Source organism: Pararhizobium sp. LjRoot238, assembly GCF_964252955.1.
Classification (GTDB): Bacteria; Pseudomonadota; Alphaproteobacteria; order Rhizobiales; family Rhizobiaceae; genus Pararhizobium.
Genome location: NZ_CAXUPP020000001.1, coordinates 199,601 through 213,729, shown reverse-complemented (window position 1 = coordinate 213,729; position 14,129 = coordinate 199,601). Strand labels below are relative to the sequence as shown.

13 protein-coding genes are annotated in these 14,129 nt (G+C 61.1%); 5 read left to right on the top strand and 8 right to left on the bottom strand.

Annotation, left to right across the window (positions count from 1 at the left end; all coding sequences use genetic code 11):
- Positions 1-170: 170 nt before the first annotated feature.
- From ACSQ3F_RS01160 to thrC, 4 genes are all read right to left on the bottom strand, one after another.
- On the bottom strand, positions 171-3,083 hold the full coding sequence (locus tag ACSQ3F_RS01160) for an EAL domain-containing protein (protein WP_436098525.1): 2,913 nt from the start codon (positions 3,081-3,083) through the stop codon (positions 171-173).
- Positions 3,083-3,694, bottom strand: coding sequence for a GNAT family N-acetyltransferase (locus ACSQ3F_RS01155; RefSeq protein WP_436098524.1), 612 nt, complete (start codon positions 3,692-3,694; stop codon positions 3,083-3,085). The genes ACSQ3F_RS01160 and ACSQ3F_RS01155 overlap by 1 nt, the downstream gene beginning before the upstream one ends.
- A gap of 206 nt (positions 3,695-3,900) precedes the next feature.
- Entirely contained in the window at positions 3,901-5,202 is a 1,302-nt protein-coding gene (locus tag ACSQ3F_RS01150) for a M16 family metallopeptidase (RefSeq protein ID WP_436098523.1), read from the bottom strand.
- 16 nt (positions 5,203-5,218) lie between these two features.
- On the bottom strand, positions 5,219-6,625 hold the full coding sequence (gene thrC / locus ACSQ3F_RS01145) for a threonine synthase (protein ID WP_436098522.1): 1,407 nt from the start codon (positions 6,623-6,625) through the stop codon (positions 5,219-5,221).
- Positions 6,626-6,978: 353 nt separating this feature from the next.
- Between thrC and ACSQ3F_RS01140 the strand changes: the two genes are divergently transcribed.
- Positions 6,979-7,527: a hypothetical protein gene (locus tag ACSQ3F_RS01140; RefSeq protein ID WP_436098521.1), complete on the top strand. Its 549-nt coding sequence runs from the start codon at positions 6,979-6,981 to the stop codon at positions 7,525-7,527.
- Between the two features lie 212 nt (positions 7,528-7,739).
- Here the strand turns inward: ACSQ3F_RS01140 and ACSQ3F_RS01135 are convergent, their stop codons facing one another.
- Entirely contained in the window at positions 7,740-8,435 is a 696-nt protein-coding gene (locus ACSQ3F_RS01135; protein WP_436098520.1) for an HAD family hydrolase, read from the bottom strand.
- Positions 8,436-8,668: 233 nt separating this feature from the next.
- Between ACSQ3F_RS01135 and ACSQ3F_RS01130 the strand changes: the two genes are divergently transcribed.
- Positions 8,669-9,100 (top strand): DUF1284 domain-containing protein, encoded by a 432-nt coding sequence (locus ACSQ3F_RS01130; RefSeq protein ID WP_436098519.1) that lies wholly within the window; start codon positions 8,669-8,671, stop codon positions 9,098-9,100.
- Here the strand turns inward: ACSQ3F_RS01130 and ACSQ3F_RS01125 are convergent.
- Positions 9,059-9,787, bottom strand: a complete 729-nt coding sequence (locus ACSQ3F_RS01125) for an ArsR/SmtB family transcription factor (RefSeq protein WP_436098518.1) — start codon at positions 9,785-9,787, stop codon at positions 9,059-9,061. The two genes, ACSQ3F_RS01130 and ACSQ3F_RS01125, sit on opposite strands and share 42 nt — an antisense overlap.
- Before the next feature lie 73 nt (positions 9,788-9,860).
- Here ACSQ3F_RS01125 and ACSQ3F_RS01120 point away from each other — a divergent pair, with 73 nt between their 5' ends.
- Complete coding sequence (locus ACSQ3F_RS01120; RefSeq protein WP_436098517.1) at positions 9,861-10,190, top strand: NIPSNAP family protein; 330 nt, start codon at positions 9,861-9,863, stop codon at positions 10,188-10,190.
- Positions 10,187-10,561, top strand: coding sequence for an antibiotic biosynthesis monooxygenase family protein (locus ACSQ3F_RS01115; RefSeq protein ID WP_436098516.1), 375 nt, complete (start codon positions 10,187-10,189; stop codon positions 10,559-10,561). The genes ACSQ3F_RS01120 and ACSQ3F_RS01115 overlap by 4 nt, the downstream gene beginning before the upstream one ends.
- A 434-nt stretch (positions 10,562-10,995) precedes the next feature.
- Here the strand turns inward: ACSQ3F_RS01115 and ACSQ3F_RS01110 are convergent, their stop codons facing one another.
- The gene (locus ACSQ3F_RS01110) at positions 10,996-11,235 is read right to left on the bottom strand and encodes a nucleotidyltransferase family protein (RefSeq protein ID WP_436102007.1); all 240 of its coding nucleotides are present in this window, start codon (positions 11,233-11,235) and stop codon (positions 10,996-10,998) included.
- A 190-nt stretch (positions 11,236-11,425) separates the two neighbouring features.
- Here ACSQ3F_RS01110 and ACSQ3F_RS01105 point away from each other — a divergent pair, with 190 nt between their 5' ends.
- Positions 11,426-12,556 (top strand): site-specific DNA-methyltransferase, encoded by a 1,131-nt coding sequence (locus tag ACSQ3F_RS01105; RefSeq protein ID WP_436098515.1) that lies wholly within the window; start codon positions 11,426-11,428, stop codon positions 12,554-12,556.
- A 502-nt stretch (positions 12,557-13,058) separates the two neighbouring features.
- Here ACSQ3F_RS01105 and ACSQ3F_RS01100 read toward each other — a convergent pair.
- Positions 13,059-14,096, bottom strand: a complete 1,038-nt coding sequence (locus ACSQ3F_RS01100) for a calcium-binding protein (protein ID WP_436098514.1) — start codon at positions 14,094-14,096, stop codon at positions 13,059-13,061.
- Between the last annotated feature and the right edge of the window lie 33 nt (positions 14,097-14,129).

The window sequence follows — 14,129 nt, the reverse complement described above, 5'->3', positions numbered from 1 at the left end:
AATAGTGAGTAGTGAGTAGTGAATAATAGCATACAGTAACTTTTCCTTGAGCTTTGGGCGGGAAACAGCTCTGCGACTATTCGCTATTCGCTATTCGCTATTCACCACTCACCACTCACCACTCACCACTCACCACTCACCACTCACCACTCACTACTCACTACGCCACATTACGCCCGCTTCATCAGCGGAAACCGTTCCTTCAACAGCCGCAGGATCGATTCCGAGCCGATCGGCGGGCCGAAGAGGAAGCTCTGGCCGAAATCGCAGCCCATCTGGGCCAGCTGGATGGCATCTTCCTCGGATTCGATGCCTTCGGCGACGACCTGCATGTCGAGTTCGCGCGCCATGGTGATGACGGAGCGGAGCAGGATGGTGCGCTTGTCGCTCGGGTCCTTGACCAGCGCCTTGTCGATCTTGAGCGTATCGAAGGGGAAGCGGGTGAGGTAGGCAAGCGAGGAGTGGCCGGTGCCGAAGTCGTCGAGCGCCAGTTTCAGGCCGGCATTCTTCAGCTTTTCCAGCACCAGACGGGCCTGCTCGGGGTTTTCCATGACGACGGATTCGGTGAGTTCCACCTTCACCTTCTGCGGGTCGCAGTGGTTCTTGTTCAAGATCGCCCGGACATCGTCATGCAGGTCGTTGTTGAGCAGCTGCGCGCTCGACAGGTTGACGGAGACGAAGATCGGCAGGTCGCCGGTCTGGAGTTGCCATTCCGTCAGGTCGCTGGTCGCCTTCTCGAAGGCGAACATGCCGAGCTGGTTGATGAGATCGGAGCCTTCGGCGATCGGGATGAACTCCGATGGTGAGATGCTGCCGCGTTTCGGATGCTCCCAGCGCATCAGGGCTTCGAAACCGGCAATCTCGGCATCCACCAGGCGCACGATCGGCTGATAGACGAGGCTCAATTCCTTGCGCTCGATGGCGCGGCGCAGGTCGTTTTCCAATTGCAGGCGATCGGTGCCGGAGGTGCGGAAGGCCGGTCGGAAGGGCTCGACGCGGTTGCCGCCCGCCTTTTTGGCCCGGAACATTGCAAGCTCGGCGTCATCGAGCAAGCCTGCGGCATTTTCCTGCTGATCGACCCAGGAAACGAGGCCGATCGAGGCGGTGAGATTGATTTCTCGGTTGCCGAAATTGAGCGGCACCATGATCGCCTTGGAAACCGCATCGGCGAAATCGGCGACCTTGGCGGGGTCGCGTTCCGACATCAGGATCAGGCCGAACGCGTCGCCGCCGAGGCGGGCCAGCGTGTCCTGCGGCTTCAGGAGCCGGCGCAGGCGGCGGGTCAGCGCGATCAGGATGTTGTCGCCAGCGGCGATGCCGAGCGCCTCATTGACCTGCTTGTAGCGGTCGATATCGATCGCCAGCACGGTCGGCCGGACAGCGCTTGAGCCCGGCGCCAGCGACAGGATGGATTGCAGCCGGTCGAGGAAGATCTGCCGGTTCGGCAATCCCGTCAGATTGTCGTGAAGCGCGTTGTGCAGCAGGCGGTCGATTGAGTTCTTCTGCTCGGTGATATCGACGATGGTGCCGACGCAGCGGATGATTTCGCCATTGGCGCCAAGCACCGGCCGCGCGCGGATCGACAGCCAGTGGTAATGACCGTCCTCGGCGCGGACGCGGAATTCGTGATTCAGCCGCCCCTTGCGATGCTCCAGCAGCACGTCGAGTGTTGCGCGGAACCGGTCGCGGTCATCGGGATGAAGTCGCGGTAGCCAGTTGCGGGCCGGGCCATGCATGTCCCCGGGGGAGAGGCCGAGTTGTGCCGAGATGTCGGGGATGGTGACGACGCGGTCGCGCGCCACGTCCCAATCCCAGACGGTGTCGCCCGAGCCCGTCAGTGCCAGCGACTGGCGCTCGAGATCGGAGAACAGACCCTGGCTATAGGCGCCGCCGGCAAAGGCATGCTGCATGACCGTGAAGCCGATCAGAAGCACGATCAGCACGAGGCCGCCGCCGAGCGCGGGTTGCACGATGTCATTGGCAAGCTGGCCGGTGACCGTGAGCCACGCGCCGAACAGCCAGACGAGGATCAGGAGCCAGGCCGGCACGAGCAGGATGGCGCGGTCGTAGCGGTTGAAGCCGAGATAGGCGATCAGGAAGATGCCGCAGGTGCCGGTCAGCGCGAAGGAAAGCCGCGCGATACCCGACGCGATCGCCGGGTCGTAGATGGCAACCCCGAACAGCAGCCCAAGACCGAGGATCCAGGCGAGCGTCGCATAGCTCAGATGCTGGTGCCAGCGGTTGAGGTTGAGATAGGTGAACAGGAAGATCACGAGGCCGGCGGCGAGAAACACTTCCGTTCCCGCCCGCCATATTCGTTCGTCTCCGGCGGTGATGCTGATCAGCTTCGACAGGAAACCGAAATCGACGCAGATATAGGCAAGCACCGCCCAGGCAAGAGCGGCCGTCGCCGGCAGCATCGAGGTTCCCTTGACGACGAAGAGGATCGTCAGGAACACCGCGAGCAGGCCGGCAATGCCGAGCACGATGCCGCGGTAGAGGGTAAAGGCGTTGACCGTGTCCTTGTAGGCATCCGGCTGCCAGAGGTAGATCTGCGGCAGGTCAGGTCCTGCCAGTTCCGCCACGAAGGTGATGACCGAGCCTGGGTTCAGCGTGATGCGAAACACGTCCGCTTCTTCGCTCGGCTGCCGGTCGAGCGCAAAGCCTTCGCTCGGGGTGATCGAGAGGATGCGCTGCGAGCCGAGGTCCGGCCAGAACAGTTTGGAATTCACCAGGCGGAAATGCGGGGCGACGATGACGCGCTCCAACTGCTCCTCGGAAACATTGGCGAGCGCGAAAACGGCCCAGTCGCCCTGGTGGTTCTCGGCGCTCGACCGCACCTCGATGCGCCGGACGATGCCGTCCGTGCCGGGAGCGGTCGAGACCTGGAAGGCTTCGCCGCGGCCGGTATAGATTTCCGTCGTCGCCGTCAGGTCAAGCGCCGTGTCCTCGCGCGAAATCTTCACGGGTTCCGTGGCAAACGCCGCGCCGCTACCCATCAGGCAGATCATGGCCATCATGGCGACCAGAAGCGCCAGGAGCCTTCGTGCTGAGGGGTGAAGCGGCAGGCAGTTCAAAGACATCAATCACTCAAATTCTTAGGTTGCACGCTGTCCTGCGAGATAAGGGAGAACATGAGGTGATCCCGCCATTGCCCGTTGATTTTCAGGTATTCCCGCAAATAGCCTTCGCGCTGAAACCCGGCCTTTTCAAGGAGCCGGATGCTTCTGTGGTTCTCGGGAATACAGGCTGCTTCAATACGGTGCAACTGAAGGCTCGAAAAGATGTAGGGAATAGCCAGTTTGACTGCCTGCGCCATATGGCCCTTGCCGGCATAACGCTCGCCCATCCAGTAGCCGATCATGCAGCATTGGGCAGCACCCCGGCGGATATAGCCGATGGTCAGCCCGCCGATCAGCTGGTCCTCGCCGCGCAGGAAAATGAACAGTGGCACGGCCTGGCCGGACGCAAATTCCTGCTCGTTGCGGATGACGCGGGTGCGAAAGGCGCTCTCGGTCATCTCATCCGTGCGCCAGGTCGGCTCCCACGGCTCGAGAAAGGCGCGGCTTTCGCTGCGCAGCTGGTACCATTGCCGGTAGTCGGATGTCTTCGGCAAACGCAGCAAATGCGTGGCATTGGCAATCTCGACCGGATCCGGCTGCCGTGACAGAAACCGAAAGACCGATCGTGTCATATAAGCCTCCGCGCCATTGTCTCTGATAGAGCGGTTGCCGAGCGGCTTGACCCCCCTCTGTCACTTCGTGACATCTCCCCCTCAAGGGGGAGATCATTCTTTTCCACCATGAGCGCCAAGGCCAATTGTAATCTCCCCCCTTGAGGGGGAGATGTCGGCATCGCCGACAGAGGGGGGTGGGGCCGCACACTCCACGGTCGATTGATTCACATCGCCGCCGCCTTGCGTGTTACCGTGCCGCTGGAAAGTGCACCGAGAATATCGTCCATCGGCGCCAGCTTTTCGACCGGTCCGATCGCCGAAAGCGTTGGGGCCGTGTCGAAGAACAATCGCCCGGCAAGATCCGTCAGGCGCTCGATGGTAATGCCGGACAGGCGCTCCATCAGTTCCTCATTGGGGATCGGGCGGCCGTAGAGCATCATCTGGCGGGCGATCTGGCCGGCGCGGGCGGCAGGGCTTTCCTGTCCCATCAGAAGCTGGGCGCGGATCTGGGCGCGGGCGCGGTCGATTTCCTGCTGCTCGATCTTCATCGATGACTTGCGCAATTCATCGATGATGACGGGCATCAGTTCCGGCAGGTTCTCGCCGCCGGTTGCGGCATGAACGCCGAAAATGCCGGTATCGGAAAAGCCCCAGTGGAAGGCATAGACCGAATAGCAGAGACCGCGATGCTCGCGCACTTCCTGGAAGAGGCGCGAAGACATGCCGCCGCCGAGGATATTGGCGAGAATCTGCGAACAGTAGAAGTCGCGGGCGTGATAGGCCTTGCCTTCGAAACCGAGCAGGACCTGCGCGTCCATCAGGTCGCGATCCTCGCGCACGTCGCCGCCGGTGTAGCGGGCGGCATCGGCAATGGGCGGCGCGGCCGGTTTTTGCGGAAGGCTCGCGAAACGGTCTTCAACCTGTCGCACAAAGCTATCATGATCAAGCGCGCCGGCACCGACGACGAACATGCGGTCGGTGGTGTAGTTGCGGCCAAGATAGGTTCGGATTTGCTCAGGCGTGAAGGAAAGAACCGTTTCCGGCGTGCCGAGGATCGGTCGGCCGATCGTCTGGTTGGCAAAGGCGGCTTCGGCGAATTTGTCGAAGACGACATCGTCGGGCGTGTCGTTGGCGGCGCCGATTTCCTGCAGGATGACGTGTTTTTCGCGCTGCAGTTCGTCTTCCTCGAAGGACGATTCCGTCAGGATGTCGGCAAGGATATCGACGGCGAGCGGAACATCGTCCTGGAGGATGCGGGCGTAATAGGACGTGGTTTCCGTTGAAGTCGCGGCGTTGACTTCGCCGCCGACATTTTCGATCTGCTCGGCAATTTCGCGGGCGGTTCGCCGCGCTGTGCCCTTGAACGCCATATGTTCCAGCAGATGGGCAATTCCGTGCTCGTCCGTGGTTTCATCGCGTGAACCGGATTTGATCCAGACACCGAGTGCCACGCTTTCAAGATGCGGCATGTTCTCGGTGACGACGGTCAACCCGGATTGGAGCCGGGTGCACTCAACTTTCATCATACGTCTTTCTGCGTCCTTAGCTCAGGATGCGGGCGTGCTCGCTGATAAAGTTTTCAACGATTTTCAGCTCCGGCTCCAGAATATCGAAACGCTCCTCCCTGACCATCAGATCAGCAAGCCACGTTGGAAGCGCCGGGTCAATACCACTGGCCGATTTTACTGCAGCCGGGAATTTTGCCGGATGGGCGGTTGAAAGCGTCACCATCGGCGTATTCGGCTTTTCATGCTTGCCGGCGACGAAAACGCCGATAGCCGTATGCGGGTCGAGAAGATAGCCGGTTGCCTCCTGCGTCGAGCGGATAGTCTTGGCGACCTCTTTTTCGGTCGCGCGACCGGCGCGGAAGACCTTGCGGATGTTCTTCAGCGCCTTTTCCTCGATCTCGAAGGCGCCGGACTGCTTCAGGCTCGCCATGGCGCCGCGCACCTTGGAAGCGTCGCGATCATAGGCTTCGAACAACAGCCGCTCGAAGTTCGAGGAGATCTGGATGTCCATCGAGGGCGAGGTGGTTGCCTTGACGTCGCGCATCTCGTAGCGGCCGGTCTTCAGCGTGCGGGCGAGAATGTCGTTCTCATTGGTGGCGACGACCAGCTTGTCGATCGGCAGCCCCATCTGCATGGCGACGTAGCCTGCGAAGATATCGCCGAAATTGCCGGTCGGCACGGTGAAGGAGATTTTCCGGTCCGGCCCGCCGAGGACGAGCGCTGTGGTGAAGTAGTAGACGATCTGGGCCATGATGCGCGCCCAGTTGATCGAGTTGACGCCGGAGAGCGCCACGCCGTCGCGGAAGGCTACATCGTTGAACATCGCCTTGACGAGGTTCTGGCAGTCGTCGAAATTGCCCTTGATCGCCAACGCATGGACATTGGCGGCGGTCGAGGTGGTCATCTGGTGCTGCTGCACCGGCGAGACCTTGCCATGCGGAAACAGGATGAAGATATCGGTGCGGTCGCGCCCGGCAAAGGCGTCGATCGCAGCACCGCCGGTGTCGCCCGAGGTTGCGCCGACAATCGTCGCGCGCTGGTTGCGCTCCGCCAGCACATAATCCATCAGCCGCCCGAGCAGTTGCATGGCGACGTCCTTGAAGGCAAGCGTCGAGCCGTGGAACAACTCCACGATGAAGGCGTTCGGTCCGGTCTGGATAAGCGGCGCGATCGCCGGATGGCGGAACGTGGCATAGGCCTCATCGATCATCGCGCGAAACTTGTCGTCGGGAATTTCACCGTCGACGAAGGGCGACAGAACGGTAAAGGCTATCTCCTGATAGGATTTGCCGCGCAGCGCGCGGATCTGCTTCTTGGAAAAGCTCGGCCATTCCTTCGGCACATAGAGGCCGCCGTCGCGGGCAAGACCCGCCAGGAGCGCATCACAAAAACCCAGCGAAGGGGCTTCGCCCCGCGTCGAGACATACTTCACCGTGACCATCCTTCGTCGTCTGTGTTGCCGCGGAGGATGCGGCGGGAATTGATCTGCACCCTATTCGAACCGGATGGAAACCGCGGTTCTTTTTGCGTCAGGCCTTGGCAAAGCTGACGGAAATATCGCATTGCAGCTCCGCCGTTGGTCGTTCCAGCCGCGTCCCGTCGCGTTTTAACGGGTGCTGAAAAATTGACTTTTGGCTCCGAGACTCCAATCGATTTTTCGATCCGCCGCTGCTATAGACCATCGCCAAGGGTCTTGAAAGGCCCAGTTGCAGGGGGATCAAACCGAAAAATTCCTTATTTTCCGGTCAGTCCTGCCCCGTGACATCAATTGTGCAAGGCAGAGGGTCAAGTCAGGTGTTTGGTAAAATCTCCAGCCGTCTTCTCGGAATTTCACTTCTCGTGCTCGTAGCGGGCTGCAACAAAACGGATACCGGCGGAGCGATCGACGCCGGCGGCAGCGCGACCGCAGCGACGCCCGCCGTCATCCAGGGGACTTGCCCGCAAGTCTATCTGCTCGACGGAACCGCCAACTACCGCACCTATGCCAAGGGCGCCAAGGATGATCCGACCAAGATCGTCTACCAGGCGTCACTGGCCGACACGACCCGCCAGTGCGTCCAGAACGAAAGCCAACTGGTGATGACCGTCGTCGTCCAGGGACGCGTGGTGGCTGGCCCGGCCGGTGGCGCCGGCAACGTCAACCTGCCGATCCGCGTCGCTGCGACCGATGGCAAGAACACGCTCTTTTCGGAACTGACGCAGTATCCGGTCGAGGTTCCCGCCGGCGTCGGCACCACCCAGTTCATCTTCACCAAAGCCGACATCGCGCTGCCCGGCGGCGCCGGCGATTTCGCCAAGGTCTATGTCGGCTTCGACGAGGGCCCGGTCAAGAAGAAGAAATAAGCGGTGGCCTTTGAGACAGCGGCCTCACCCCCCTCTGTCACTTCGTGACATCTCCCCCTCAAGGGGGGAGATTGTTCTTTTCCCTCGCTGATTCCTGTGTAAGGGGCGCGCTCCGCGTGCGGTCAATCTCCCCCCATGAGGGGGAGATGTCGGCGTCGCCGACAGAGGGGGGTAACGTCCGGCATGCTCCGGCGATCGCTATGATGCCGTCATCACGCCATCAACGATTCCGACCATTCCGACAGTGCGGCGATGACGCCGGGCAGGGCGCCCATGCGCGAGATCACCGTTTCGGCGCCGGCCTCGGTCAGCTTGTCGGCATGCGAGGGATAGCTGTGCGACGCGCCGGTGAAGCCGACGACGCGCATGCCTGCAGTGGTGGCGCCATGGATGCCGTGCACGGAATCCTCGATCACCAGGACGCGCGACGGATCGACGCCGAACTGCTTGGCGCCGTGCAGGAAGATGTCCGGCTTCGGCTTGACGCGGTCTTCGCCGAGATCGCGGGCCGAATAGATATGCTTGCCGAAATGGTCCTTGATGCCGACCTTTGCGAGCATCATCGAAAGCCGCGTCGAGGTCGAGTTCGAGCAGATGCAATGTGGCAGCTTGAGCTGCGCCAGCACCGGCTTGACACCGTCGATGACCTTGACGTCGCTTGCGAGACGTTTGTCGAGGATGGCCTCGTTCTTGGTAAGGAGGTTCGCCGAAAGCGGGATGTCGGCTTCCTTCTCGATGGCGAGAAGCGCGTTGTGCCAGGTCATGCCGGCAAAGCGCTCCGCCATTTCCTCGGTGCTGATGGGGTAGCCCGCTTCGGTCAGGAGTTCCGCCTCGACCTCGCAGGCGATGATTTCCGAATCGACCAGAACGCCGTCGCAGTCGAAGATGATGAGATCAATGCTGTTCATGTCGGGGAAATCCTTGGGAAAGCCAGATCCTTGAAAGGAAGGGGGCGATGTACACGATGCGGCCGGAAAGCTCAACCGCGCAGAGCGGGAAGCTGGTATGCGGGAAGGGGCCGGGTCGGCACTTAGGGCAGCGAGGGCGGGGCGCGGAAACCGAAGTTGTTGCGTTCCGCGTATATGCGGGCTAGGTAAAATAGGCTTCGGCCTCCCTTTCTCCTCTTTATACGAAGGCCCGCATGACCGTTCGCCTGCGCCCGCATCATCTGCTCTGCATGCTGACCTTCATCGGCAAGGGATATACGGAGGCTTTCACCGAGAATTATGTCCGGATCGCCGTTCGCCTTTCCGCAGGCGAGGATATCCTTGTGGTCGAGGGGCCGGATGATATCTGTGCGCCGATGCTTGGCGAGGCCGGCTCTCACTGTCTTTGCGAGACCGTGACAGAGCGGGATTTGAGGGCGCGCAGAGCGGTGGAAGCCCTGCTCGGCATGCCTGCCGGGCCTGGCGCTTCGATCCGCCCGGATGCGGAATTTCTCGCCACGATGCGCGAGGCTTTCAGCGCGGGCGCTATCCGCAACGGATGCGTCCGCTGCGAATGGTCGCCGCTATGCACCGGCATCGCCGCTTCAGGCTTCGACGGCGTGCTTGTCGTGCCGCCCGGTGGCTGATCTGGCGGGCAGGGGGAAGAGTTTCGCGAATTCCCTTTCGCCGGTTCCGGTAAAGCGCACAGCACGGCTGTCGGGCTCGCGCTTGGCCCAGCCCTTGTCGATAAACAGCGTCAGCAGGGCCTGGCCGAGCGAGCCGGAGAGATGCGAGCGGCGTTCGCTCCAGTCGAGGCATGTGCGGCAGACCGGGCGCCGCGATTTGGTGAGCGCCGAAAGGTCGATGCCGAGCGCCGTCATCTTGTCCTCGCCGGTCTGCGTCAGCGACAGGTCGTCGCCGGCACCGGTGATCACCTCCTCGGCCACAAGGCTGTCGAGCAAACGCACACCGTAGTCGCCGGCGAGATGATTGTAGCAGACGCGCGCCTTGCGCAGCGCCGGGTCCTTGGGGCCGGTACGGTGGCGCGTGAACCCCCGGTTTGCGGCAAAGCCCATCAGGCTTTCCAGCAAAAGGCCGACATCGTCGTCGGCAAGCGCGAAATAGCGGTGCCGGCCCTGCTTGCGCTGGCCGATCAGCCCGCCGGCCTCCAGTTTCGACAGATGCGAACTCGCCGTCTGCAGCGTGATCCCCGCCGTTCCGGCAAGCTCGGTCGCCGTCAGCGCCTTGCCGCCCATCAGCGCGGTCAGCATGTTGGCGCGGGCGGGATCGCCGATCAGCGATCCAATCTGGGCTATGTCCGGTCCTTCTTTCATACTTCGATGCTAACCGAAGCATCGGCAGCATTCAAGCTGGCAAAAAGGATCATCGAAACCGAGGAGAACACCGATGATCACCTGCTTCATCCGCTACGAGATCGACCCGTTCAAGCGTGAAGAGTTTGCCACCTATGCCCGCAACTGGGGTCAGGCCATTCCGCGCAATGGTGCCGACCTGATCGGCTATTTCGGCCCGCATGAAGGCTCGGCCACGACCGCCTATGGCGTCTACAATATCGAAAGCCTTGCCGCCTATGAGGCCTATCGCGCCAGGCTTGCAGCCGATCCGCTCGGTGCCGAGAACTACCAGTTCGCCAGGAGAGAGCGGTTCATCCTCAAGGAGGACCGGATTTTCCTGAAGAACGTTTCGTTGCCGCATGCCAGGGGAGTTTCGCTGTGATCGCCGTCATCTTCGAGGTCACGCCGGTCTATGGCCGGCGCAGCGCCTATCTCGATCTCGCCGCGCAACTGCACGCGCGCCTCGAAAGGATCGACGGTTTCCTGTCGATCGAGCGGTTCGAAAGCCTGAAGATGCCGGGCAAGATCCTCTCCCTGTCCTTCTGGCGCGACGAGGAAGCGATCGCCAAATGGCGCAACGGGCCCGAACACCGGGCAGCCCAGCATGCCGGCCGCAACGGCACATTCGCCGACTACCGCCTGCGCATCGCCACCGTCATCCGTGACTATGGCATGAGCGAGCGGGATGAGGCGCCGGAAGATAGCCGGGCGTATCATGCGGAACGGGAGTCCATGCATGAGTGGGCCAAATAGACATAACGCACGCCGGAGGCACCGCTCTTCCCATTCCCCCTGTTAGGCCGACGGAATGGCGGTGTTGTTGCAAGGGCTGAATCGAGAACCCCTTGAATTTCTCGTTCAGAGCCGCGACCTCAATTTTCAAGGCGGGCAATTCATCTGTGATACGGTTTCCGATTGATCAACTCGGCTGCCTCAGAGGTCGGGGAGACTTACCCCCCTCTGTCGGCGACGCCGACATCTCCCCCTCAAGGGGGAGATCACCATAAGCCTCGAAATCCATTCGGAAAAAGAATGATCTCCCCCCTTGTGGGGGAGATGTCACAAAGTGACAGAGGGGGGTGAGTCTCCCCGATCTCTGCGATATCCGAGTCGATCACCTGGAGGCCCTATGACAACGCCCCAGATAATCCTGTCGGACAGCCCATGAAATTCGTGCCGGTGAGCCATCAAAAAACCTGTACAGCGGACTTTTCGATTTCGGATTTCAGCACCGGATGCAACCCATCCCGAGTGGCGATATCAACCGGTACCGCAAGTTCCGTCTCTAAAAGTAGTTTTATCCCGATCAGATCGAAGGCATTGAACCGGCTTTCTTGATCGTAATCGATAAACAGATCGAGATCGCTGGTGGCCTGTGCCGCGTCCCGCACCGTAGAGCCATAAAGATAAAGCGCGGTTGCACCCATCCCGCGAACGGCTCCTGCAATCTTGCTATGGCGTCGCTTTTGATCATGAAAACGAGATACCGTATCGGTGATGGACTTTCCATCCCGTGTATCGTTTAGCAAATTTCCCGCCCGCCTTCAGCATTTGGTAACCAAGTTCGGTAACCATAAGCACTGATCAGTTCCGAGTAAGCGTAGGTGCGAGTTGTCCATGTCATCAGTTGTTTCGTTGGCCGAAATCTCCCGCGGCGTCAGCCCTTCCGGCTGGCTCGATTCCATCATCAAGGGCGATTGCGTCGCAGCCCTTGAAGCGCTTCCCGACAATTCGGTCGATGTCGTCTTTGCCGACCCGCCGTACAATCTTCAGCTCGGCGGTGCGCTCACCCGGCCCGACCAGTCGCTGGTTGATGCAGTCGACGACGAGTGGGACCAGTTCGTGTCCTTCGAGGCCTATGACGCCTTCACCCGCGCCTGGCTGCTTGCCTGCCGCCGCGTGCTGAAGCCGACCGGGACGCTCTGGGTCATCGGCTCCTATCACAACATCTTCCGTGTCGGCGCGACGCTGCAGGACCTGAATTTCTGGATCCTCAACGACATCATCTGGCGCAAGACCAACCCGATGCCGAACTTCAAGGGCCGCCGGTTCCAGAACGCCCATGAGACGCTGATCTGGGCGAGCCCCAGCGCCAAGGGCAAGGGCTACACCTTCAATTACGATGCCCTGAAGGCTTCCAACGACGACGTGCAGATGCGCTCCGACTGGCTGTTCCCGATCTGCTCGGGCGGCGAGCGGCTGAAGGGCGACGACGGCAAGAAGGTGCATCCGACCCAGAAGCCGGAAGCGCTGCTCGCCCGCATCCTGATGGCCTCGACCAAGCCGGGCGACGTGGTGCTCGATCCGTTCTTCGGTTCCGGCACGACGGGTGCCGTGGCCAAGCGCCTCGGCCGCCATTTCGTCGGCATCGAGCGCGAACAGAGCTATATCGACGCGGCGGCCGAGCGCATCGCCGCCGTCGAGCCGCTTGGAAAAGCCACCCTCTCGGTCATGACCGGCAAGAAGGCCGAACCGCGCGTCGCCTTCAACACTCTGATCGAAAGCGGCATGATCAAGCCGGGTACAGTGCTCACCGATGCGAGGCGCCGCTACAGCGCCATCGTGCGCGCCGACGGCACCGTGGCCAGCGGTGGCGAAGCGGGATCCATCCATCGCCTCGGGGCCAAGGTGCAGGGGCTCGATGCCTGCAATGGCTGGACCTTCTGGCACTATGACGACGGCACGTCGCTGCGCCCGATCGACGACCTGCGCGCCGTCATCCGCAGCGGCATGGCCAAGCTCAACTGAGCAGTTGGATAAGCAGAACCGACGAAAACGTTCACGAACGCCGCGCCATCCGCAAGGAGGCGTGGCGTTTGCTTTTGCATCGGCGGTCCGGCGGCCTGACGCGGAAAGCCCCCGTGGCTCCCGTGCATCCGATCGCCAACCGTGCAAGTTTCTGACAGATAATCCGGAGAATTCGAAGCCGAAAACTGTCGGCGCTCGCATGGCCTTTAGAACAATTTAACCATCCCGCGGCTAGTCTGATCTGAGGCAAGACGACCGCGTGATCAACCACGCGAGACGCGCGGGGCAGCCCGCAAATTGCCCGGCAGGACGGCCCTTAAGGCTACCCGGTTCAGAGATAGTGTTCTTCCGGTTTCGTACCTTCAGTCCCGGAGGGAGACTTAAACGCCCAGGATCCGAAAAGGTTCTGGGCGTTTCTGTTTGCGTGCTCTGGCAATGGTGCAAAACAAAAGAGCCCCGCCAACGGCGGAGCCCTTCAACGTTTTGCCGAATGGTCGACGGCTTAAAGGAAGAAGTCGTCGGCATACATCTTGGTGACGTTGCTGACCTTGATCTGGAAGTCGGCAACGCCGTCGCCGTCGGTATCGCCGGAGATGGCGCCGCTGATAAACCGCAACTCGCCGGCCTTGTGGTGGAATGCCTGGCCGCTGATGAAGGTGAACTTCTGGTTGCCGCCGAGCAATTCATTGGCATCGATGGTCGAGAGATCGACGACATCAAGTTCGGAACGGTGGAAGTCGGTGATCACGTCGCGCCTGGAGCCGACGACCGATTCGCTGATCGAATTGAAGTCGAACGTATCCTCGCCGGTGCCGCCGGTCAGGTAGTCGAAGCCCGTGCCACCGACCAGGAGATCGTCGCCCGAGCCGCCCTCGAGATCGTCGTCCCCGGAGCCGCCATAGAGATCGTCGGCGCCGCCGAGGCCTTCGAGGAGATCGTTGTCGCCAAGGCCCTTGAGGACATTGCCAGCCGAACTGCCGGTGATGTCGTCATCGCCATAATTCGTGCCGATCGCGTTCTCGATGCTGATCAGGTCTTCGACATGGCCGCCGCCGGTCGTGGCCTCCTGTGCGCCGAGGTCGATCGTCACGCCCTTGCCGCGCTGCGAGTCGTATTCGTCCTGCAACTGATAGCTGATCGTGTCTATGCCGCTGCCGCCGTTGAAGTAGTTGTCAAAGCCAACGGATTTGAAGGTGTCGTTGCCAGATTCGCCGTAATATTTGCTGACCTCGGTATCGACGACGAACTTGTCGTTGCCAGTGCCGCCCTTGACGATGTCGTAGCTGCTCGCATCGCCTGCACGGATGTCGGCGACATAGAGGTCGTTGCCGTCGCCGAGAAAGATGTCGTTGCCGCCTTCGAAGTAGTTCAGCACGTAGTCATGGCCGGTTCCGGCACTTACGTAGTTGAAGCCGCCCAGGTCGTCGGTGCGATTGAGGTAGATATCGTCATCGCCGCCGTAGGTATAGACCTCCACTTCGACATCGCCGTCCTGCTTGTAGAAATCGTCGCCACTGGTGCCAGTAATAATTGTCGACATGATGCTGAGCCTTTCGGTTAAACCGCTGAATTC

Excerpts from the sequence above, each read along its gene's own strand:
- ACSQ3F_RS01105 (WP_436098515.1), top strand. The coding sequence starts at position 11,426 with ATGTCATCAGTTGTTTCGTTGGCCGAAATCTCCCGCGGCGTCAGCCCT.
- ACSQ3F_RS01110 (WP_436102007.1), bottom strand. The coding sequence starts at position 11,235 with ATGGGTGCAACCGCGCTTTATCTTTATGGCTCTACGGTGCGGGACGCG.
- ACSQ3F_RS01120 (WP_436098517.1), top strand. The coding sequence starts at position 9,861 with ATGATCACCTGCTTCATCCGCTACGAGATCGACCCGTTCAAGCGTGAA.
- ACSQ3F_RS01130 (WP_436098519.1), top strand. The coding sequence starts at position 8,669 with ATGACCGTTCGCCTGCGCCCGCATCATCTGCTCTGCATGCTGACCTTC.
- ACSQ3F_RS01135 (WP_436098520.1), bottom strand. The coding sequence starts at position 8,435 with ATGAACAGCATTGATCTCATCATCTTCGACTGCGACGGCGTTCTGGTC.
- ACSQ3F_RS01155 (WP_436098524.1), bottom strand. The coding sequence starts at position 3,694 with ATGACACGATCGGTCTTTCGGTTTCTGTCACGGCAGCCGGATCCGGTC.
- thrC (WP_436098522.1), bottom strand. The coding sequence starts at position 6,625 with ATGGTCACGGTGAAGTATGTCTCGACGCGGGGCGAAGCCCCTTCGCTG.
- ACSQ3F_RS01100 (WP_436098514.1), bottom strand. The coding sequence starts at position 14,096 with ATGTCGACAATTATTACTGGCACCAGTGGCGACGATTTCTACAAGCAG.
- ACSQ3F_RS01160 (WP_436098525.1), bottom strand. The coding sequence starts at position 3,083 with ATGTCTTTGAACTGCCTGCCGCTTCACCCCTCAGCACGAAGGCTCCTG.
- ACSQ3F_RS01125 (WP_436098518.1), bottom strand. The coding sequence starts at position 9,787 with ATGAAAGAAGGACCGGACATAGCCCAGATTGGATCGCTGATCGGCGAT.
- ACSQ3F_RS01150 (WP_436098523.1), bottom strand. The coding sequence starts at position 5,202 with ATGATGAAAGTTGAGTGCACCCGGCTCCAATCCGGGTTGACCGTCGTC.